Source organism: Amycolatopsis sp. cmx-4-54 (assembly GCF_046548895.1).
GTDB lineage: Bacteria > Actinomycetota > Actinomycetes > Mycobacteriales > Pseudonocardiaceae > Amycolatopsis.
Genome location: NZ_JAEBEJ010000001.1, coordinates 965,551 through 986,026 on the forward strand (window position 1 = coordinate 965,551; position 20,476 = coordinate 986,026).

21 protein-coding genes and 1 pseudogene are annotated in these 20,476 nt (G+C 69.9%); 6 read left to right on the forward strand and 16 right to left on the reverse strand.

All coding sequences use genetic code 11. The features are described from left to right. Positions 1-4 precede the first annotated feature (4 nt). Complete coding sequence (locus ACLJQ7_RS04715) at positions 5-607, reverse strand: TetR/AcrR family transcriptional regulator (protein WP_410646898.1); 603 nt, start codon at positions 605-607, stop codon at positions 5-7. A gap of 66 nt (positions 608-673) precedes the next feature. Here ACLJQ7_RS04715 and ACLJQ7_RS04720 point away from each other — a divergent pair, with 66 nt between their 5' ends. After that, positions 674-2,254: an FAD-dependent oxidoreductase gene (locus ACLJQ7_RS04720; protein ID WP_410646899.1), complete on the forward strand. Its 1,581-nt coding sequence runs from the start codon at positions 674-676 to the stop codon at positions 2,252-2,254. 111 nt (positions 2,255-2,365) lie between these two features. Next, positions 2,366-3,439 (forward strand): GDSL-type esterase/lipase family protein, encoded by a 1,074-nt coding sequence (locus ACLJQ7_RS04725; protein WP_410646900.1) that lies wholly within the window; start codon positions 2,366-2,368, stop codon positions 3,437-3,439. A 114-nt stretch (positions 3,440-3,553) separates the two neighbouring features. Here ACLJQ7_RS04725 and ACLJQ7_RS04730 read toward each other — a convergent pair whose 3' ends face one another. Genes ACLJQ7_RS04730 through ACLJQ7_RS04755 form a run of 6 tightly spaced genes read right to left on the reverse strand, consistent with a single transcriptional unit; the run spans position 3,554 to position 7,542 of the window. Beyond that, positions 3,554-3,853, reverse strand: coding sequence for a hypothetical protein (locus ACLJQ7_RS04730; RefSeq protein ID WP_005150941.1), 300 nt, complete (start codon positions 3,851-3,853; stop codon positions 3,554-3,556). Beyond that, positions 3,840-4,067, reverse strand: coding sequence for a hypothetical protein (locus ACLJQ7_RS04735; RefSeq protein WP_007035425.1), 228 nt, complete (start codon positions 4,065-4,067; stop codon positions 3,840-3,842). The genes ACLJQ7_RS04730 and ACLJQ7_RS04735 overlap by 14 nt, the downstream gene beginning before the upstream one ends. Before the next feature lie 47 nt (positions 4,068-4,114). After that, a complete protein-coding gene (locus tag ACLJQ7_RS04740; RefSeq protein WP_410646901.1) occupies positions 4,115-4,567 on the reverse strand; it encodes an Lrp/AsnC family transcriptional regulator in 453 nt (150 codons plus the stop codon). Continuing rightward, positions 4,564-5,706 (reverse strand): M24 family metallopeptidase, encoded by a 1,143-nt coding sequence (locus ACLJQ7_RS04745; RefSeq protein ID WP_410646902.1) that lies wholly within the window; start codon positions 5,704-5,706, stop codon positions 4,564-4,566. The genes ACLJQ7_RS04740 and ACLJQ7_RS04745 overlap by 4 nt, the downstream gene beginning before the upstream one ends. Positions 5,707-5,716: 10 nt before the next feature. Beyond that, positions 5,717-6,967 (reverse strand): MFS transporter, encoded by a 1,251-nt coding sequence (locus ACLJQ7_RS04750; RefSeq protein ID WP_410646903.1) that lies wholly within the window; start codon positions 6,965-6,967, stop codon positions 5,717-5,719. Further along, positions 6,964-7,542 (reverse strand): ArsR/SmtB family transcription factor, encoded by a 579-nt coding sequence (locus ACLJQ7_RS04755; RefSeq protein ID WP_410646904.1) that lies wholly within the window; start codon positions 7,540-7,542, stop codon positions 6,964-6,966. Before ACLJQ7_RS04755 ends, ACLJQ7_RS04750 begins: the two co-directional genes overlap by 4 nt. 118 nt (positions 7,543-7,660) lie before the next feature. On the opposite strand from ACLJQ7_RS04755, the pseudogene ACLJQ7_RS04760 reads away from it, so the two are divergent. The 3 genes and pseudogenes from ACLJQ7_RS04760 (at position 7,661) to ACLJQ7_RS04770 (ending at position 10,199) form a co-directional block, all read left to right on the forward strand. Beyond that, a pseudogene (locus ACLJQ7_RS04760) lies at positions 7,661-8,196 on the forward strand (NADPH-dependent FMN reductase). 75 nt (positions 8,197-8,271) lie between these two features. Continuing rightward, complete coding sequence (locus ACLJQ7_RS04765; RefSeq protein WP_410646905.1) at positions 8,272-9,216, forward strand: 5'-3' exonuclease H3TH domain-containing protein; 945 nt, start codon at positions 8,272-8,274, stop codon at positions 9,214-9,216. Further along, entirely contained in the window at positions 9,213-10,199 is a 987-nt protein-coding gene (locus ACLJQ7_RS04770; protein ID WP_410646906.1) for a pirin family protein, read from the forward strand. Before ACLJQ7_RS04765 ends, ACLJQ7_RS04770 begins: the two co-directional genes overlap by 4 nt. A gap of 158 nt (positions 10,200-10,357) precedes the next feature. On the opposite strand, the gene ACLJQ7_RS04775 is transcribed toward ACLJQ7_RS04770, so the two are convergent. The 5 genes from ACLJQ7_RS04775 to ACLJQ7_RS04795 all read right to left on the reverse strand — a co-directional run bounded on the left by ACLJQ7_RS04775 (position 10,358) and on the right by ACLJQ7_RS04795 (position 17,256). Beyond that, a complete protein-coding gene (locus ACLJQ7_RS04775; protein WP_410646907.1) occupies positions 10,358-11,578 on the reverse strand; it encodes a GNAT family N-acetyltransferase in 1,221 nt (406 codons plus the stop codon). Between the two features lie 44 nt (positions 11,579-11,622). Beyond that, on the reverse strand, positions 11,623-12,021 hold the full coding sequence (locus ACLJQ7_RS04780; protein ID WP_410646908.1) for a DUF4333 domain-containing protein: 399 nt from the start codon (positions 12,019-12,021) through the stop codon (positions 11,623-11,625). Between the two features lie 34 nt (positions 12,022-12,055). Next, on the reverse strand, positions 12,056-13,255 hold the full coding sequence (locus ACLJQ7_RS04785) for a GNAT family N-acetyltransferase (RefSeq protein ID WP_410646909.1): 1,200 nt from the start codon (positions 13,253-13,255) through the stop codon (positions 12,056-12,058). Positions 13,256-13,296: 41 nt separating this feature from the next. After that, entirely contained in the window at positions 13,297-14,073 is a 777-nt protein-coding gene (locus tag ACLJQ7_RS04790; protein ID WP_410646910.1) for a DUF4333 domain-containing protein, read from the reverse strand. A 405-nt stretch (positions 14,074-14,478) separates the two neighbouring features. Next, the gene (locus tag ACLJQ7_RS04795) at positions 14,479-17,256 is read right to left on the reverse strand and encodes a DEAD/DEAH box helicase (protein WP_410646911.1); all 2,778 of its coding nucleotides are present in this window, start codon (positions 17,254-17,256) and stop codon (positions 14,479-14,481) included. A 151-nt stretch (positions 17,257-17,407) separates the two neighbouring features. Here ACLJQ7_RS04795 and ACLJQ7_RS04800 point away from each other — a divergent pair, with 151 nt between their 5' ends. After that, entirely contained in the window at positions 17,408-17,956 is a 549-nt protein-coding gene (locus ACLJQ7_RS04800) for a hypothetical protein (protein WP_410646912.1), read from the forward strand. On the opposite strand, the gene ACLJQ7_RS04805 is transcribed toward ACLJQ7_RS04800, so the two are convergent. The 4 genes from ACLJQ7_RS04805 to ACLJQ7_RS04820 form a co-directional block, all read right to left on the reverse strand. Next, the gene (locus ACLJQ7_RS04805) at positions 17,940-18,815 is read right to left on the reverse strand and encodes a diacylglycerol/lipid kinase family protein (RefSeq protein ID WP_410646913.1); all 876 of its coding nucleotides are present in this window, start codon (positions 18,813-18,815) and stop codon (positions 17,940-17,942) included. The genes ACLJQ7_RS04800 and ACLJQ7_RS04805 overlap by 17 nt on opposite strands. A 7-nt stretch (positions 18,816-18,822) precedes the next feature. Further along, positions 18,823-19,794 (reverse strand): twin-arginine translocase subunit TatC, encoded by a 972-nt coding sequence (gene tatC / locus ACLJQ7_RS04810; RefSeq protein WP_410646914.1) that lies wholly within the window; start codon positions 19,792-19,794, stop codon positions 18,823-18,825. 95 nt (positions 19,795-19,889) lie between these two features. Next, positions 19,890-20,225, reverse strand: coding sequence for a Sec-independent protein translocase subunit TatA (tatA, locus tag ACLJQ7_RS04815; protein WP_410646915.1), 336 nt, complete (start codon positions 20,223-20,225; stop codon positions 19,890-19,892). Positions 20,226-20,263: 38 nt separating this feature from the next. Then, the gene (locus ACLJQ7_RS04820) at positions 20,264-20,473 is read right to left on the reverse strand and encodes a bacteriophage holin (RefSeq protein WP_219152056.1); all 210 of its coding nucleotides are present in this window, start codon (positions 20,471-20,473) and stop codon (positions 20,264-20,266) included. Between the last annotated feature and the right edge of the window lie 3 nt (positions 20,474-20,476).

Below are 20,476 nucleotides of genomic sequence, written 5' to 3' on the forward strand. Positions count from 1 at the left end.
GGCTTCACCAAGCCGCGGCCAGCGCAGTGAACGCGGCGTTGAGCCGCTCGCAATGCGCGGCGACGAGGACGTCGAGATCGTCTCCGGCGAGGCGTCGCCGGGTCGTCGCCACGGCGACGGTGCGGTACGCGGCGACGATCACCGCGGCGACCAGTTCGCTGTCGCCCGAGAACCGGGCATCGCTTTCGAGCTCGTCGGCGAGCTCCGCCTCGATCTCGTGCTCGAACTCGCGCAGTCGTGAGATGAGCGCGCGCGACCCGGCGACGGTGCGCGCGAGCGGCTCGCCTGCCGGACTCAGCCCCGAAAGCGGATGTTGCTCCTGCGCGAGAGCGAGCGCCGTCCGGCGGAACGCTTCCACGACCCCCACTCCGTCCGGCCGGTCGCGGATCGCGGCGCGGGCGACGCCGACGGCGTCGGGCAGCCGATCGAGCGCGAGGTCCTCCTTGCGCTCGAAGTGCGAGAACACCGTCACCTTCGAGACGCCGGAGGCGGCGGCGATCTCGGCGACGGTGACGTCGTCGAAACCTCGCTCCACGAACAGCTCCGTCGCGACCGCGGCGATATGCGCCCGCGTCTTCGCTCCGCCTCGATCTCCCCGCTTCGCCATATGACAACCTTACCTTTACTCATTAAGCTTACCGAGTAAGCTTAATGAGTAAAGCTTGGAGTCGACGTGGAACGCATCGATGTACTCGTGGCCGGAGCGGGACCCACCGGCCTGCTCGTCGCGAGCGAACTGGCCCTGCGAGGAGTGCGGGTGACCGTGCTGGAGCGGCTCGAGGAACCGGATCCGACGATCAAATCCGGCTCGATCAACGTCGCCAGCGCCGAGATCCTCGACCGCCGTGGCCTGCTGCCCGCGGCGGAAGAGGTGCAGCGCCGTCGCTTGGCGGAGGCCGGCGCCTTCACCGCCGGCCGCTCGAACCGGATGGTGCGCGAGCTGACGGACGCGGCGGGCCGGAAGTCCCGCCGGTTCGCGGTCCTCGGGCATTTCGCGGGGCTCATGTTCCGCCACGACCTGGTCGACCAGACCGACCCGGTCCTCGCCGCGCATACGGCGGTGGCGAACGGGATCATGGTGCCGCAACACGACCTCGAACTGCTGCTCGGCGAACACTGCGCCCGGCTGGGCGTCGAGATCCGCCGGGGTGTCGAGGTACGGGGCCTGCGCGGCACCGGCTCGGGGCTGGACGACGACGCCGACGTGGTCGTCGAAACCAGCGCGGGTGACTTCACCGCCGGCTGGGTCGTCGCGGCCGACGGCGGACGGAGCGTCCTCCGCAAGCGGCTCGGCGTCGACTTCGTGGGTACCGGCCCGGAACTGGTGGGCTACCAGGCCATCGCGGATTTCGACGACCCGGGCGAACTGCGCCGAGGCTGGAACTGGACGCCTCGCGGCATCTACACCTACGGTCCGGTGCCGGGACGCGTCCTCGTCGCCAGGTTCGCGCCCCAGCCCGAGGACAAGAACGCTCCAGTCACCCTCGAAGAGCTGCAGAGCGCGGTGCGCGACGTCACCGGCGTCCCGGTCACGATCACGAGTCTGCGCGGGCGGGCGACGCGATGGTCGGACAACGCGCGCCAGGCGCGGACCTACCGCCACGGCAGGGTGTTCCTCGCCGGCGACGCCGCTCACGTGCACTCGCCGTTCAGCGCACAGGGCCTCAACCTCGGCCTCGGCGACGCCGTGAACCTCGGCTGGAAACTCGCCGCGACCGTCACCGGCCGGGCGCCCGCCGGTCTGCTCGACACCTACCAGACCGAACGGCATCCGATCGGAGCGTGGGTCCTGGACTGGACGCGAGCCCAGGTGGCGCTGATGCGCGGCGATGAACGGACCGCTCAGTTGCGGAAGGTCGTCGGCGACGAACTGTTCACCGTTCCCGGCGCCACCAACCGGATGATCGCGCTCTCCTCCGGGATCCTGCAGCGGTACGACGTCGCCGAGGACGCCGCAGCCCCGGTCGGGTCGATCGCCGGGGACGTCGACCTGACGTCCGGCACCCGGCTCGCCGACCACGCTCACGACGGCCGTTTCGTCCTCGTCGACCGCTCGTCCGATGGCCGGTACGCCGACGCGGTCACCGGGTTGGCGGACAGCGTCGCGTACACGGCGGATCCGACGTCCGAGGACTCGACGCCGAGCCTGCTCGTGCGCCCGGACGGGGTCATCGCCTGGGCCGACGCGTCCGAAGACTCCGTCGAGAACGCGCGAAAACTGCTCGACGCCGCGATCCGACGCTGGGTCTGCTGACCGGCGGAAGTCCCCTTCTTTGCGGCAAACGCAGGAAGGGGACTTCACGAGACCCGGCCCACACGGCCATGATCACCCTATCGGTCCACGGGTCCGTAGAATCCGGTGACGATGCGACGTTTCCGGTGGTGGTGGGGTGCTCTGGCGCTCACGTTCGTGGTGGTTCTTGTCGGGTTCATTGCCTTCACCGGGTCGGAAAGCCGCCCAGGGCAGCCGTCCCCGCGCCAAGGCCCACCGGGGACGGGGCCGCTGACGGTCGTGTCCATCGGCGACAGCACCGTGTCCGGCGAGGGCGCGGGCGACTACACGCCCACGACCAACGGGCAGGGCGGCAACTGGTGCCACCGCTCCCCCAACGCCTTCGTCGAGCAGATCAAGATCCCCGACGTCACCGCCCGGGTGAACCTCGCGTGTTCGGGGGCTCCCTCGGAGCAGATCGCCCTCGGCGACGTCAAGCAGTGGACCGAGCCGTCACAGGCCCAACAGCTCGCGAACCTGATCAAGGACCATCGGGTCGCGGCGGTGATGATCGCGATCGGCGCGAACGACGAGCCCAAGTTCTCCGCGCAGGTCAACGAATGCTTCAAGGCCTGGTTCTCCCCGCAGAACCCGCCGTGCAGCGCGGCTCTTCGCACCACTTGGAAGTCCAAAGTGGACGCCATGGTGCCGAAGGTGACCAACGCCGTCGCCGACGTGAAGAAGGTGCTGGCGCAGGCCGGTTACGTCCCGGCGGACTATCAGCTCGTGCTGATGTCCTACGCCTCGCCTGTCGGCCCCCAGATCCCGGAGGCCCTGCGCAGCCTCAACGGCTGCCCGTTCCGCACCGAGGACCTGGAGTGGATGCGCCGCGACGGCGTCTCCGTCCTGTCGGACGGGCTCAAGCAGGCGTCGAGGGCGACCAGCGCGCGGTTCCTGGACCTTTCGCGGGCGGGCGCCGGGCACGAGGCGTGCAGCAGCGACCCGGCGAACGAGTGGTTCAGCAGGCTGACGCTGCAGCTGCGTGACCTCGGCCAGGTGGAGCGCGCGAGCCACGCGCTGCAGGAGTCGTTCCATCCCAACGCGAACGGCCACGCGCAGATCGCGAACTGCCTCAACGAATTCCTCGCCGCCCGCGGCGGTAACGCGTCGTGCCTTTCCGGCCCCGACGGCAAACTGCACGCCGCGCCCGAGGTGATCGCGCGTTAGTCGCGTGATCAGGCGCGCGACATGCGTGATCGGAGACGTGACTCGCGTGATCGGAGACGCCACTCGCGTGATCAGACGCGCGACATGCGTGATTGAAGACGCGACTCGGGCGGGCTAGAGGTCGAGTGCGGCGCGCAACGCGATGTCGATGCGCTCCTGGACCTCTTGGTCGATCTCCGCGATCTTCTCGTCGAACCACGGCCGGTACAGGCGCGTGAGGTTCAGCGTGGAGACCCAGTACCGCGCGTCGACGGCGACGCCGAGGATGTCCTGCGGATCACGGTCCAGCAATTCGGTGCCGAGCAGCCACGGCCGCTCGGATTCGTTCACCCCGTCCGAGGACAGCAGGACGACGGTGCGCTGCCGTGCCGGTTCGGTCGGGGGGTGGTACGTCCAGACTTCACCCCTGTGCACGCAGATCCTTCTCCGCGGCGGTCAGCTCGGCCTCGTCCGATTCGGCGGACGGTTCGACCGGGGCGCGCTGCGGGGTGTATCCGGTGCGGACGGCCTCCCTGCGGGCCGCTTTGGACAACCACGACGAGACCGAGATCCCGTGTGCCTTCGCGGCCCGCTCGGCGAACTCGAGCGCACCACTGTCGAGTGAGAGAGTGACCTTACGTGTTGCCATACCTTTTATCGTACCAGCGCCGCGCAAGCCCACCCCTTTTTCCGCTCTCACAGAGTAGGCGAACGGCCCTCGAACGGCGTCGACAGCACCACCGTGGTCCTGGTCGAGACCTTGGCGGCCTCCCGGATACGGCGGAGCAGGTCCTCCAGTCCGAGCGGCGAAGCCACCCGGACCAGGAGGATGTACGACTCGTCCCCCGCGACCGAGTAGCAGGACTCGATCTCCTTGATGTGCTCCAGACGCTGCGGGTAGTCGTCCGGGGCAGCCGGATCGTTCGGGGTCAGCGAGATCAGCGCCGTGAGCGGCAGGCCGATCTGCTCGCCGTCGAGCCGCGCGGTGTACCCGAGGATGACCCCGCGCTGCTCCAGGCGGCGCACCCGCTGGTGCACCGCCGACACCGAAAGCCCGACCCGCTCCGCCAGATCGGTGAAACTGCGCCGTCCGTCCGCGGCCAGTTCCTGCACGATGGCCTGATCCAGCGGCTCCAGGGAAGCGGTCATGCGTCGAGCACGATCAGGTCGTGCGGGCGCTGGTTGACCGGCTCGACACCGTTCTCGGTGACCACGACGATGTCCTCGATGCGGGCACCCCAGCGGCCGGGCTGGTAGATGCCGGGTTCGACGCTGAAGGCCATGCCCGGTTCGAGCGGCAGGGCGTTGCCCTTGATGATGTAGGGCTCCTCGTGCACGTCGAGGCCGATGCCGTGGCCGGTCCGGTGGATGAAGTACTCGCCGTACCCCGCCTCGGTGATGATGTCGCGCGCGGCGGCGTCGATCGACTCGGCGGCGACGCCCGGGCGGACGGCGTCGACGGCGGCCTGCTGCGCCCGCTGCAGGACGGCGTAGGTCTCGGCGACGTCGGCGTCACGCGGCTCGCCCACCGCGTACGTCCGGGTGGAGTCGGAGTTGTAGCCCTCGGCGATCGGGCCCCCGATGTCGACCACGACGACGTCACCGCGCTCGATGACCCGATCGGAGACGTCGTGGTGCGGGCTGGCGCCGTTCGGGCCCGAACCGACGATCACGAAGTCGGCGTGGGTGTGACCCTCCTCGACGATCGCGGCGGTGATGTCCGCGCCGACTTCGGCCTCGGTGCGGCCGGGGCGCAGCCATTCGTGCACGCGGGCGTGCACGCGGTCGATCGCCGCGCCCGCGTCGCGCAGCGCCTGGATCTCGGCGGCGTCCTTGCGCATCCGCAGTTCGCGCACGATCGGCCCGGCCAGCGTCTGCTCGGCGTCGCCGAGCGCGCCGCGGAAGGCGAGCACGTGCAGCGCCGGGGTGAAGTCGCTGACCGCGACGCGGCCTGGCTTGCCCAGCCGGTCGGCGACCAGTTCGTAGGCGTTGTCACCGTCGACCCAGGTGACGATCTCGATGCCGAGTTCGTCGGCGGGGACGTCGGCGTAACCGGGCGCCTCCAGCTTCGGCAGCACCAGCGCCGGGACGCCGTCGGCCGGGATCACCAGCGTGGTCAGCCGTTCGAAGGAGCCCCCGGCCTGGCCGATGAGGTAGCGCAGGTCCGAGCCGGGTGCGATCAGCAGGGCGTCGGTGCCGGCGGCGGCCGCGGCGGCGCGCGCCCGGTCGAGGCGGGCGCGAAGACCGGCGGCGTCGGGGGCTGGGTTGTGGAGGGAACGGCGCGACATGATGGCGAGCCTAGTCGGTCCGCGCCGCTCGGCTCACCGGCCGGTCACCCCCGATCGGGGCGGGATCGTCGAGCCCGCGCCACACCCGGAAGATCGCCGGGAAGGTGCCGGCGATCAAGTACAGCCCACCGAACACGGCGAGCGCGCCGACGAGGCCGATCCCGTCCAGCAGCAACCCGGCCATCATCGAGCCGAGCGGCATCGCGGCGAGCACCCCGCCGACGAGAAGGCTGAGCACCCGGCCGCGGACGGCTTCCGGGACCCGCTCGTAAACCGCCGGGAGCACGATCGGATTCAGTGCGCCCGCCCCGATCCCGGCGACCACGAGCCCGGCCAGAAGCACGGGCGGTGCGGGTTCCAGCGCGAGCAAGGCGAAGCGCGGCGCGCCTTCGATCGCGACAGCGACGAGGATCGCCGTCCGCCGGGAGAACCGGTGGCCGATCCAGCCGTAGATCGCCGAACCGAGCAGAGCGCCCGCCGCGACCGCGGTGATCATCGCGCCGATGAGCGCGGTGCTGTGCAGGATCTGGTCGCCGTAGGCCGGGTACAGAACGCCGAGCAGCCCGAAATCGAGGCTGTTGGTGAGCATCAGCATGCCGACCACCGCGCGCAGTACCGCGTCGCGTTTGACGTACCCGAGCCCCTCGCGCAACTGCTTGAGATACCCGCCCGTCGGCGGCCGCGGCGGCCCGGCCGCGGCCGGGATCAGCGCGAACACCAGTGCCGAGGAGAGCAACAGCGCGCCCGCGTCGACGAACAGCACCGGTATCGGGCCGATCAGCGCGATCAGCGCACCGGCGGCGGGCCCGCCGGCCATCCGGCCGGTTCTCATCGCCGCTTCGACGGCGCTCGCCGCCCGGCTCACGCCGACACCGCCGAGTTCCGCGACGCCGGGGAGCAGCACCTGCTTCGCCGTGTCGGCGGGCCCCCGGGAAACACCCATCACGAACGACAGCGCGATCAGTCCGGGCAGGCTGAGCCCTGTCGTGCCCATCGCGAGCGGGATCAGCAGCACCGTGACGGTGGTCAGCAGGTCCGCGCCGACGCTGGCCCGGCGCGTGCCGACCCGGTCGACGATCGGCCCGCCCAGCAGCGCCGCGACCATCAGGCCCAGCACCTCGGCCGCGGTGACGAGACCGGTCTTGGTGCCGCTGCCCGTGCTCTGCAGCACGAACCAGGGAATCGCGAGCAACGTCATCATCACCCCGGCCGAGGAGAGCCCCGAAGCCACGACCAAGGCCCCCAGTGGCATCCGGCTCATGGCCTCTCCGGCCGGGACTCCCTCGGGAAGGCCGCCCAGTGCACGCGGACCTGGGTGTCCCCGTCCTTCTCAGGACGGCGGTAACGGCCGATGACGTCGAGGATTTCGTCACTCAACGCGGCGGCCTCGTCCGGTGTCAGCGAGAGCGGCGAGTCGTGGAAGCTGACCTTGTCGATCCACTCGTCGGCCCAGTCCCGCACTTCGGCGACGAACTGCGCTTCGGCGGCGTAACGCCGCTCGATCATCGTGTGCGCGTAGGCGTTGAACGGGCCGGCGAGATCGGGATCGTCGATGAAGTCCCTGGCCTGCATCTGGTCTCCCTCGTGCACGGCCTTCCACCACCGGTCGCGCCTGCTGCCGCGTTCGGTGTCCTCCGTGATGAGCCCGGATTCGGCCAGCTGACGCAGATGCCAGCTCGTGGTCCCGGAGCTCTCCCCCACCCGCTTCGCCAGCCCGGACGCCGTCGCCGGACCGTCCTCTCGCAGCAACTCCAGGATCTTGACGCGCAGTGGATGCGACAGCGCCCGCAGAATGCGGCCGTCGACCCGCGCGAGATACCTCTCGCTCTTCCCCATGCGCTACACCCTATGACCGCAGAGAGTTCTTTGCAAAGAGTCCTCTGCGATTAAGCCCCGACATACGGCGATTCTGGAGTTTGACCTCAAGTTAAGTACAGGTTCTACGGTTTTGGGCATGACAACGAACTCGCCTTACCAACTCGCCGTCGTGATCAGCAGCGTCCGCGAGGGCCGCTTCGCTCCCGTCGTCGCGAACTGGTTCCTCGACCGCGCCAAACAGCGCGACGACGTCACCCTGTCCGTCATCGACCTGGCCGAAAGTCCCGGCGATCTCTCCCCCGGCGTCGCCGCCGCGGACGCCGTCGTCGTGATCGTCCCCGAGTACAACCACAGCTACCCCGGCCCGCTCAAGAGCGCGCTCGACGCCACCGGCCCCGAATGGCACGGGAAACCGGTCGCCTTCGTGTCCTATGGCGGATCTCGGGCGGCCTGCGCGCGGTGGAACATCTGCGCCCGGTCTTCGCCGAACTCCACGCCGCCACGATCCGCGAGACCGTGAGTTTCCCCTACGCCTGGAACCACTTCGGTCCGGACGGTGCGCACGACGACTTCGAAGGCGCCTCCGTCGCGGCCACCACGCTGCTGAATCAGCTGAGCTGGTGGGCCAACGCCCTCCGCGACGCGCGCCGGGTGCGGCCCTACGCGGCCTGACGATGTCCGTGGAGGACCCGGCTGGGGGTCGGGTCCTTCACGGACATCCGGGGCGGGACATGGCAGGCTGTCCGCGTGACCGGACCACTCGCTCTCCTCGATTCCGCGAGCCTCTACTTCCGCTCGTTCTACGCACTGCCCGATTCGATGACCGCCCCCGACGGGACACCGGTCAACGCGGTGCGCGGGTTCACCGACACCATCGCGCGGATCCTCGTCGACCGGCGGCCTTCCCGGCTCGTGGCGTGTCTCGACGCGGACTGGCGCCCGAAGTTCCGCACCGATCTGCTGCCCAGCTACAAGGCGCACCGGGTGGCCGAAGAGGTCCCGGAAGGCAGCGACGTCGAAGAGGTGCCGGACACCCTGACACCCCAAATCCCGATCATTCTGGAACTGCTGGAGGCCTTCGGGATCGCGACCGCCGAAGCGGCCGGATACGAGGCCGACGACGTCATCGGCGCGCTCGCGATCCGCGAGCGGGAATCCCCCGTCGAGGTCATCACCGGTGACCGTGACCTGTTCCAGCTGGTCCGCCATGAACCGACGCCCACGGTCGTCATCTACGTCGGCAAGGGCTGGAACAAGGCCGAGGTCCTCGGCCCGGAGGAGATCGCGGAGAAGTACGGGATCCCGGCCGGGATCGCCGGGCCCGGATACGCCGACATGGCGGCGCTGCGCGGAGACCCGTCGGACGGGCTGCCCGGCGTCGCCGGGATCGGCGAGAAGACGGCGGCGAAACTGATCACCCAGTTCGGTTCGCTGCAGGAGCTGATCGAGGCATCCAACGCCGGCGACTCGCGGGTGCCGCTCAAGACCCGGCTCCGGCTGACCGACGCCGCCGACTATCTCGCGGTCGCCCCGACCGTCGTCCGGGTCGCCGCCGACGCGCCGATCGACCAGTCCCGCCCGGACGTCGTCCCGGCCGAGCCCGCCGACCCGGACAAGGTCGCGGAACTCGCGGAGCGCTGGAATCTCGGTCGTTCGGTGGAGCGGCTGCTGGCCGCGCTCCCGAAGTCATGAGCAACACCGAGGCCGCCCCTGCCGAACTGCTGTACTCCGAACGCCCGGGCGAAGGTGTCACCGTGCTGACTCCGCGCGACGTCCCGCTCGGCGGTCCGCGCGCCATCCGGGTCCGGCGGACACTCCCGCAGCGCCGACGTTCCCTGATCGGCGCCTGGTGTTTCGCCGACCACTACGGCCCGCAGGACGTTGCGGAGTCCGGTGGGATGGACGTCGCGCCGCATCCGCACACCGGATTGCAGACCGCGAGCTGGCTGTTCAGCGGCGAGATCGAGCACCGCGACAGCATCGGCACCCGGGCGATGGTGCGGCCCGGTGAGCTCAACCTGATGACCGCCGGGCACGGCATCGCGCATTCCGAGGTGTCCACAGTGTCCACAGTGTCCTTATCGGACACCTCGACGCTGCACGGCGTCCAGCTCTGGATCGCGCTGCCGGACGAACATCGAGACACCACACGGGACTTCCGGCACTACGCGCCGCCGCTGCTCGACCTGCCCGGCGCGACCGCCCGGGTCTTTCTCGGGAGCCTCGCCGGGGCAACGTCACCCGTCCCGGCGTTCACTCCCCTGCTGGGCGCCGAACTCACCGTGGAGCCCGGGGCGACCCTGGCCCTCGACGTCGACCCGGCCTTCGAGCACGGTGTCCTGCAGGACATCGGCTCCGTCACCGTCGCCGGAGCCGCATTGGCCACCGGGGAACTCGCCTACCTCGCACCCGGCGCCGGACGGCTCGAACTGACGAACTCCGGCGGCGAACCGGCTCGGGTGCTCCTGCTCGGCGGGACGCCGTTCACCGAGGAACTCGTCATGTGGTGGAACTTCGTGGGCCGCAGCCACGAGGAGATCGCGGAGTACCGCGAGGCGTGGCAGGCACAGGCGGACCGGTTCGGTCAGGTGGAGGGCTACGAGGGCACGACGCCGTGGCTGCCCGCACCCACGCTGCCGCAGGTGCGGATCAAGCCTCGCCGCAATCCGGCTTAGCAGCGCGGGCCCTCGTGGACCCCTGTCCCAGTCCGTGAAGGCCTCCTTGAGCGACCCTGGGTCCCTCAAGGAGGCCTTCACGGACTCGGCATCACCAACGTCCATCAGCAGCCACAACAGGCGCTCGTGAAGGGGCACCGGTGCCGAGCAGGCGTGGGCTAGAAGAACGTCCCGCACCACGGCGTGCGCGCGGTGTGGAACAACGCGTCGGCACGGGCGACCGCGGCCTCGTCCAGCACTTCGACCCGGCCGGACAGGGCCAGATCGCCGAACAGGCCGTGGCCGAGGTACAGCGACGACAAGGTGGCGACGTCCAGCCGCAGATCGGCCTCGGCGGTCGTGCGTTCCACGCCGTCCGGGCCGACGACGTAACGGCCGTCGTTGTCCGGAAGCTGCTTGTCGCGCACTTCGAGCACCACGGGCCCGGCGGTGCCATAGGAACGTGCCCGCAGCGCCGCGAGCACGTCGACGAGCCGCAGCCACAGGTCGTCGATGACCTCGGTGGTGTTCACCGCACGCGGGTCGGTGACCAGTTCGGCGAGCGGCTCGTCCAGCGGGCGGCCACGGCCGGCGACGGCCGAGACCAGGTCGATCGACAGCAGGAAGCGCCACAGTCCCGCCCACGCCTGTGGCGTGGCGGCATGGAGTTCACGGACGTCCAGGAGCGCGCCGCGCTCCGGCGCCTGCCGGTCACGAGTGTCGATGGTCTGGTAGACGACGAAACCGTCGTCCCCGTCCGGTCCACTGTGGACGGCGACCCGATACCCGTCGTCTCCGGTGACCACTCGGTCGAAGAAGCCCGGCCACCAGTTGGCGGGCCGAGCGACGAAACCCGGCCGTGTTCCCTCGAAGCGGCTGTACAGCGCGGGGACGCGCTCCACGGCTTCGGCCGGGGTGACGAGCCTGGCCACGCCGTCCCGTCCCACGCCGTCGCGAAGCCGGGCGCGGGGGCGTTCGACGGAAACGCCCCTGCAGAACGTGGCCGCGCCGTAACCGAAGCGACCGTAGATCACCGCTTCCGAAGCATGCAGGGCCGCGAGCGGGACACCGCGCGCCGCGAAGTCTTCCAGTTGTACGGCCATCATCGCGGTCAGGATCCCGCGGCGGGTCCAGTCGGCGCGGACGCCGACACCGTCGACGGCGGCCGTGACGAGCTTCCGTCCACCTGGGACGGTCAGCTCCACCTCGAACGAACTGGTGATCCCGACCGGGGAGCCCTGGTCGTCGAACGCGGCGAATTTCCCGGCGGCGGGCCAGGACGAGGCCATCTTCGCCCAGACCTCGTCCGTGGCGGGCTTGCCGTGCAAGGATTCCGACAGGACGTCGAGACACGCCCTCTGTTCGCCTTCGGCCACGGCACGCACATGGAATTCGCTCATACCCGCCGATCCTGCCGTCAGGGCCGGGCGAACCCAACCGGTTTTCAGGCGGGCGCGCCGACCTCGTAGCGGCCGTCGTCCCCGGTGACGGTGATCGTGACGGTCTTGCCCTCCCCGCCGACCTGGACGGTGCAGGTGAACGTGCTGCCGTCCTTGACGGTCTGGTTCGCCGGGCAGAGCACGTCGCCGACTTCTCTCACCTGATAGGTCTCGGTGAGGATCTTCCGCACGTCCGCCTGCATGGTCCGCGGGTCGAAGACTCTGCCCGGCGAGGCGGAAGACGAACCGCCCGACGTGCCGGGCTTGCTCGACGAAACGCTCGTCGTCGGCGGGACCGTGACGGTCTTCGTCGCCGGCGCGGGCTCCGGGGTGTCCGAACACGCCGCCAGCACCGCGAAAGCGGCACAACACAGACCGACCGTCGCGACGGCTCGCCTGCTCAAGCTTCTCCACCCCCACCGGTGTGATCATCCAACGTCAGAAGAAGGTACCGCACCAGGGGTTGACCCGCGTGCCGAACAGCAGGTCCGCACGTTCCAGAGCGGCCGCACCGGTGGCACGGACCCGCCCGGCGGCCGCGAGATCCGAGGGACGCCAGCCGCCGAGGTACACCATCGACAAGGTGTCGGCATGCAGTTTGAGATCCGCCGGGCCGGTGGTACGGACGGCGCCGTCCTCGGACAGGCGATAGCGGCCGGAGTTGTGTTCCAAGAAGGGATCCGTGACGTCGATGACGACCGGCTCGCCCCGGTACGTGCGCGCGCCGAGCATCCTCTCGACGTCGACCAGCCGGAGCCAGCCTTCGTCCTGGATCTTCTGCACCGTCACGTGCCGCGGGTCGGTGAACAGCAATTCGACCGGCTCGTCGAGCGGCCGTTTCTCGGCGGTGATGAGGTCGACCAGGTCCACGGACACCAGATAGCGCCACAAACCCGCGAACGCGTCAGGACTCGCGTAGTGGAACGACTGGATCTTCAGCTGCGTCGGAGCACCGAAATGAGCCCTCTCGACGGTGTAGGTGACGTAACCGTCGATCCCGTCCTGGCCGCGATGCACCGCGGTCGTGACCGGCGTGGTCGCCCGGCGCAGTTCCCGTTCGTAGCCCGGCCACAGATGTGGGCTCCGCGCGATCATGCCCGGCCGGGTGCGTGGGAGCGCGTCGAAGAGCGACGGCCATTGCTCGACGGTGCTTTCCAGATCCAGCAAGGAGATCTGACCGCCCGCGGGCGCCTCGGGCCGGAAGCGGGCACGACGCTTGTCGACCTCGATCGACTTCGCCCGCACGGCGACGCCGTAGCCGAACCTGCCGTAGATGGCGCCTTCGGACGCGTGCAGCATCGCCGCGGGAACGCCCCGGTCGGCGAAATCCTCGAACTGAGCGCGCATCAACCCGGTCAGCACGCCGCGGCGGGTCCGGTCGGCGCGGACGCCGACCAGGCTGACCGCGGCGAGCGGCGTGCTGCCGGCGCCGGGCAGCGTCACGTCCGAATCGAAGGACCGGAGGGTGCCGATCAGCTCCTCGTCGAACGCGCCGAACCCGCGGTCCGGCTGCATCGACGGGGCGATGGCCGACCATTCCTCGTCGGTCATCTCCTTGACGTGCAAGGCGCGCCTGAACAAATCGGTCGCGGCCCGTTCCTCGTCGGACCGCAGTCGCCGTACGGAGAAGTCGCTCATGACTCGATCATGCAGGATCGACCGCGCCAGGCGCCCGCCGTTTATTTGGTGGCGGGCGGCGAGACCTCGTAGTTGCCGGTGTCACCCTTCACGGTGATCGGCACCTCCTGCGGCTTGCCCTCGATCGTGGCGGTGCAGGTGAACTTCACGCCGTCCTTGACCTCCTGGCCGGAGGGGCAGGTGACCGCGCTGATCTCCTTGATCCCGTAGGTCTCGGTGAGCAGCTTCTGCACGTCGGTCTGCATCTGCGTGTTGTTGAACACCTGGGTGTTGAACCAGCCCGGCGTGACGAAGCCGAGGATGCCGACCGCGGCGATGATCACCACGAGCGCGCCGATCCCGATGAACAAGCCCTTCTTGGACTTCGGCTTGTTCTGCGCCTCGCCCTGGGTGCCCTGGAACTGGCTCTGGCCGTAGTCGTACTGGCCGGGCTGCTGTTGCCCGTACTGCGGCTGCTGCTGCGGGCCGCTCTGGGGGTAGCCGGGCTGCTGCTGGGGCCCGCTCTGCGGATACCCCGGCTGCTGGCCGTACTGCGGCTGCTGACCCCACTGGGGCTGCTGTTGCTGCGTCTGCGACGGGTCCTGCTGCTGCGGGTACCCCGGCTGCTGCTGGGACGGGTCGTAGGGCGCGGGCTGCTGACCCCATTGCGGCTGTTGCTGCTGGGTCTGCGACGGGTCGTACTGCGGCTGCTGACCCCACTGCGGTTGCTGCTGCGGGCCGCTCGGCGGTTGAGCGCCGCCAGGCTGTTGCCCGTAGCCCGGCTGCTGCCCCCATTGGGGCTGCTGCTGCGGGTCGTTGCCGCCATACGGCGTGCTCATCGTTCGCCTCCGCCTGTTCCGCCATCGTCACCGGCCGACCTGCATGGCCGTCGTGGGCGATCCAACCACAGGTCGGCGCCCCTGCCCACTGTTCCCGGCCGGTGTCGGGGCAACTCGCCGCGACCGTGCTCACACCGGCGGCGGGGCACTCCGCCGGTCAGCCCAACATCTCGGGACTGGTATGGACGATTCTCGCCGTCCTTGCCACCCAGGAAACTTGACCGGTTCGGTGCCGCCCGCTTGAAGTACGTGAAGGACCCCTTCCCTCGGCTGAGCCGAGGGAAGGGGTCCTTCACGCGCAGCCCCTGGTGCTGGTGGGGCGCGTGTGACGATCATCGAGTCCGTGAAGGCCTCCTTGAGGGACTCTGGGTCCCTCAAGGAGTCCTTCACGGACCGGGCCGGGGATCACGCGCCGCCGGCCGCCACGACTCCTCGCCGCAAGGCCTTCACCGCGTCCGAGGCCGCCGCTCCGACCGGATCCGCCTTCCCGAGGACGTCGCGGATCTGGTCCAGCAGGTCGATGACCTGCCGCGACCACCGCACGAAGTCACCGGCCGACAGCTCCTGCCCGTTCGCCTCGGCGGCGGTGAGGACCTTCTCCAGCGATTCGCCGCGCGCCCACCGGTAGACGGGCCAGGCGAAGCCGGCGTCGGGTTCGCGGGTGCGGTCCAGCTTGTGGCGCCGCTCGTCGTCGGTGAGTTCGATCCACAGCCGCGTGGTCGCCTGCCAGGCGTCGAGCACCTTGCCCGCGGGCAGGCGCGGCTCCCCCGCGGTGTCCCGCCGCGCCTCGAAGACCAGCGTCGAGACGACGGCGGCGAGTTCGGCGGGCGCCAGGCCCTTCCAGACGCCGTGCCGGATGCACTCGGCGGCGAGCAGATCGGACTCGCTGTAGAGCCGGGTGAGCCGCTTGCCGTGTTCGGTGACGCGGTCCTCGCCGTCGCCCTTCGACTCGGGGCCGAGGTACCCGCGCTCGCCGAGCAGCCGCAGGATGCGGTCGAAGGCACGGGCGAGCGAGTGCGTGGTCGCGGCGACCTTGCGTTCCAGTTGCTCGGTCTCGCCCGTGAGCCGCTGGTACCGCTCGACCCAGCGCAGGTTCGCCTCGCGTTCGGCGAGGCCATGGCACGGATGCGCGCGCAGCGCCCGCCGCAGCGCGGCCAGCTCACCGTCCTCATTGGCCCCCGTGCGGCGTTTTTGCCTGCCGGGCAAGGAGATTCCCGCGTTGCGCAGACTCGAGGCGATATCCCGCCGGGTCTTGGGCGAGCGCAGCTCGATGTGCTTCGGCAGCTTGATGTTCCCCAGCGCCTCGACCGGCGACGGGAAGTCGGAGACCGAGAGCGGCCCGGACCAGCGGTCCTCGGTGACCACCACGGGCCGCGGTTCGCGGATCGGGTCGAGCCCCGGGTCGACGACGACCGCCAGGCCCGCACGCCGTCCCGCGGGCACGGCGATGACGTCGCCCTTGCGGAGCTTCTCCAGCGATTCGGCGGTTCCCGCACGGCGGGCGGAGGTGTTCTGACGGGAGAGCGCCTTCTCCCGGGCGGAGATCTTCGCCCGCAATTCGACGTATTCCAGCATCTGGTCGAAATCGCCGGTGATGGCCGAGGTGTAGCCCCGCAGGGCCTCCTTGTTCCGCTCGATCCGCCGCGCCGTCCCGACCACCGACCGGTCGGCCTGGAACTGCGCGAACGACTGTTCCAGCAGGTCACGGGCCTCTTCGGCGCCGACCTGGGCGACCAGGTTCACCGCCATGTTGTAGCCGGGCCGGAAGGACGACCGCAGCGGGTACGTCCTGGTCGAGGCCAGCCCGCCGACCTGCTTCGGGTCGATCCCCGGCTGCCAGGCGACGACGGCGTGGCCTTCGACGTCGATCCCGCGCCGTCCCGCCCGCCCGATGAGCTGCGTGTACTCCCCCGGCGTCAGGTCGACGTGCGCCTCGCCGTTGTACTTCACGAGCCGTTCCAGCACGACTGTGCGCGCGGGCATGTTGATGCCGAGCGCGAGCGTCTCGGTGGCGAAGACGGCCTTGACGAGACCCTGGACGAACAGTTCCTCGACGGTCTCCTTGAACGCCGGGAGCAGCCCGGCGTGGTGCCCGGCGATACCGCGCTCGAGGGCCTCACGCCATTCCCAGAAGCCGAGGACGCCGAGGTCGCCCTCGGGGAGATCCTTGGTGCGCTCGGCGACGATGCGGCGGACCTTCTCGACCTCCTCCGGGCCGTTGAGCCGCAAGCCCGACCGGACGCACTGGCCGACGGCGGCGTCGCAGCCGGCGCGAGAGAAGATGAACACGATGGCGGGGAGCAGACCGGCGTTGTCCAGCCGCTCGACCGTCTCGGTCCGGGACGGCGGCCGATATCGCGGCATCCGCGACGGCGCCCCTCGCCGTCCTCTCGGCCCGCGCAGCCCGGCCGGGGCGAACCGCCCGCCGATCTCCTCGGTGCGGCGAAGCAGGCTGGGGTTGATCCGCAGCTCGGCGCCCGGCGCGTGTTCCTCCTGGCCGGCGAACAGGTCCATCAGCCGGTTGCCGACCAGCATGTGCTGCCACAGCGGCACGGGACGGTGCTCGTCGACGACGACAGTGGTGTCACCGCGGACCTCGACCAGCCATTCGCCGAACTCCTCGGCGTTGCTCACCGTGGCCGAAAGGCCGACCACCCGCACGTGTTCGGGCAGGTGCAGGATGACCTCTTCCCAGACGGCGCCGCGGAACCGGTCGGCGAGGTAGTGGACCTCGTCCATCACCACGTACGCGAGCTCGCCGATGGTCGAGGACCCGGCGTAGAGCATGTTGCGGAGAACCTCGGTGGTCATGACCACGACCTGCGCGTTGCCGTTGATCGAGGTGTCCCCGGTCAGCAGGCCGACGGCGTCCGCGCCGTAGCGGCCGACGAGGTCGGCGTACTTCTGGTTCGACAACGCCTTGATGGGTGTCGTGTAGAAGCATTTGCGGCCCTCGGCGAGGGCGAGATGCACCGCGAACTCGCCGACCACGGTCTTCCCGGCGCCGGTGGGCGCGCAGACGAGCACGCCGTGACCGTCTTCGAGCGCCTCGCAGCCGCGGACCTGGAAGTCGTCGAACTCGAACGACGATTCCGCCGCGAAGCGGGTCAGCTGGGGGTATCGAGCTCGGCGCTGGGAGGCCGTGTAGGCCTCGGCCGGGGTCTGAGAAGGGCTATTGACCACTTCGTCAGGGTTCCATACCCCACCGACAGTTCGCACTCGGTGTGACGATCTCGGGAACGGCCGCCACCCTGGTGTCATCCAAGGGGTGGATCCGTGATCGAGAGGGGACCCCATGGAGATCGCTTGCCCGCGATGCGCGCAGGTAGACCAGGTGCAGAGTGTGCCGGCGGTGTTCCAGAGCGGGCAGACGACCTACCGGGTGCAAGGGGGCATGACGGCCATCCCGGCGGGCGACGGCGTGGTCTACACCGCGACGACGCACACCGGCGTGTCGGTGACCGCGACCGCGGCCTCCCTCAGCCCGTACCCGGTGCTTCGCGGCGGCGGTTGCTTCCTGGCGCTCGCGCTGGTCATGCTGGTCCCCGCGTTCGTGTTCGTCGCGTTCGCCAGCGACGTGCTCGCCGAGAACCCCGCTCCGACCGCGGGCGGCCGCGTCGGTGCGGCCATCGGCGCCTGGCTCTTCCCGTTCGGGGCCTTCGCCCTGGTCGCGCTGTTCGCCGTGCTGTTCGTGCTCAGGCTGCGGCGCAACGCGCGGATCCGGCGGGGCATCCCCGACGCGCTGGAGTACTGGCGGCAGGCGTGGTTCTGCCACCGCTGCGGCGGAGTGTTCTTCCCACGCGGCGAACTGATGCCGGCCGCGACGTTCCGCGGACTGGTGTGGCGCGCGGGTGACTACGCCGGGCTCACGCGACGACGGTGAGCGCGCCGGGGACGCAGGTGACGTCGATCGGCAGGCTGCCCAGCGGCTCGCCGTCGGCGTACACGGGCAGGTCGCTGCCCGCCAGGTGGAGCTGGCTGGCTTTGAGTACCCGCACCGCCGGATGGGCGGTGTGCTCTCCGGACCGGACACCGGGCAACATGCGAAGCAGGTCGCGCCGGGTCGCGTTGCCGACGACGGTGACGTCGAACAGGCCGTCTCCGGGGTCCGCGCCGGGGCAGATCGGCATGCCGCCGCCGTAGTACGGGGTGTTGCCGACGGCGATCATGGTGGCGTCGAGTTCGAGCGTCTCGACATCCGTGCGGAGCACGACCGGCCGGGGCCGGAAGGCGGCGAGTTCGGCCAGGATCGCGACGTCGTAGCGGCGCGGGCCACGAGGCCAGGTCATCCGGTTGGCTCGCTCGGTGACCAGGGCGTCGAAGCCCGAGCACAGCACCGTGGCGAACCATTCGCCACCGGCCCTGCCGAGGTCGATCCTCCGCCGCTTCCCCTCCGCGATCCGCCGCGCGACGAGATCGGCGGCGGCGTGGGGGCGTTCGGGGATGCCGAGTGCCCTGGCGAAGTCGTTGCCGGTGCCCGCGGGGACGAGCCCGAGGGCGACGCCGGATTCGGCGCAGAACTGCACGCCTTGGTGTGCCGCGCCGTCACCGCCGAGGACGACGAGGACGTCCAGCCCGGCAGCGCGCGAGTCGGTCATCAGCGCACGGGATTCCTCGACCGTGTGGGCGACGAGGACGTCGAGCCGGTCGACGACTGGCCGCAGCCGCGCCGCAACCGACTCCATCAGCCGTCCCGCGGCCCCGTCACCGGAGGCGGGGTGGACGGCCAGCGCCGCGTGCATCCCGGGCTCAGGTGACGTCGTCAGTGCTGGTGCGCTTGCCGTTCGTGGCGGCCGACGGCTCTTCGTCGATCTTGCTCGGCGTGTAGTCGAACGGCGCGGCCTCGTCGTCGTCGAGCTGGTCCCAGCCCTCGGTGCCGCGCTCCTTGTCGAGCTTGCGGTCGTGGAAGCGCGCGATCTGGATCGAGAGTTCCAGGAGCACCACCAGCGCGCCTGCCAGAGCGAGCATCGAGAACGGGTCCGAACCGGGCGTCGCGAAGGCGGCGAAGACGAACACGACCATGATCAGGCCGCGGCGCCACTTCTTCAGCGTCTGGTACTTGAGCACGCCGACGCGGTTCAGCATCACCACGAACAGCGGGAGTTCGAAACTGACGCCGAAGATCAGCAGCAGCGACAGGATGAACGAGATGTACTTGTCACCGGTGAGGGCGGTGATGAACTGGTCGCCACCGAAGTTCATCAGCAGCTCGAGAGCGTGCGGGATGAGCAGGTACGCCAGTACGGCGCCGGCGGCGAAGAGGATCGACGCGAAGAAGACGAAGGTGAGCGCGTACTTGCGCTCCTTCGAGTAGAGGCCGGGCGCGATGAACGCCCAGATCTGGTAGAGCCACAGCGGGGCGAGCAGGACCGCTCCCGCGGCGAGACCGACCTTCAGCTGGATCATGAAGGCTTCGAACGGGACCGTCTGGAGCAGCTGGCAAGGACCGTCCGGCGTGCCGCCGAGCCTGCGCTGGTACGGAATGCCGCAGTACGGCCCGGTCATGATCTGGCCGAGCGACGGGATCGGGCCCACCTTGGTCTGGAACCAGATGAAACCGATGATCCCGCCCGCCAGGATGGCGAGCAGCGCGAAGCCCAGACGGCGCCGGAACTCGTAGATGTGCTCGATGAGCGTCATCGTGCCGTCGGGGTTGGCCCGACGGCTGCGCTTGCGCCGCTTGGTGCCGCGGCGCTCCTCACCGGAGGCGGAATCCGCCACTGGACAGTCCGTTCTCGTCAGGGTCCACCATGAGCGCGCCGGTGGTTCGGCGCGCTCATCCGCGAACAGGCTCCGCTTGGCTGACTAAAGCTCGCTCAGCTGGCGTTCTTCTGCGCCTGCTCGGCCGGAGCGGGCGCGGTGGCCTGCTGCTTCTTGAGCTCGTCGAGCTGACGCTGGAGGTCGGCGACCTGCTTGTCCTGCGCGGTCGCGGCGGGCGGCGCGGGCGTGGTGGCCTGCGGCAGCTGCTTGGTCTCGACCTCTTCGGTCTCGGCGGCCTTGTCCTTGTCTCCGGCCATGTCCTTGGTCTCGGCCTTGAAGATCTTCATGGACTTGCCGATGGACCGCGCGGCGTCCGGAAGCCTCTTGGCGCCGAACAGCAGGACAACGACGAGCACCAGGATGATGATGTGCCACGGCTGCAGCGCGTTCATCGTTTGCGGCCTCCTTCTCGAGTCTCTCAGGTGTGATGTTACCGGTCTTCGAGCCCACGCCGTTGCGCGATCGCCACGCGCAGCGCGGCCGACCGGGCGCGAAGGAGCCCTGTCCGTTTCCGGGTGTTCGTAGCCACCATGCTCATCGTATGGGTGAGCACGCGCAAGACTCTGCGTAATTTGATGAGCAGAACAAAGAGCACGATCAGCCCGGCGACGGCGAGCGCGATGCTCGGCAGGTACGACACGGC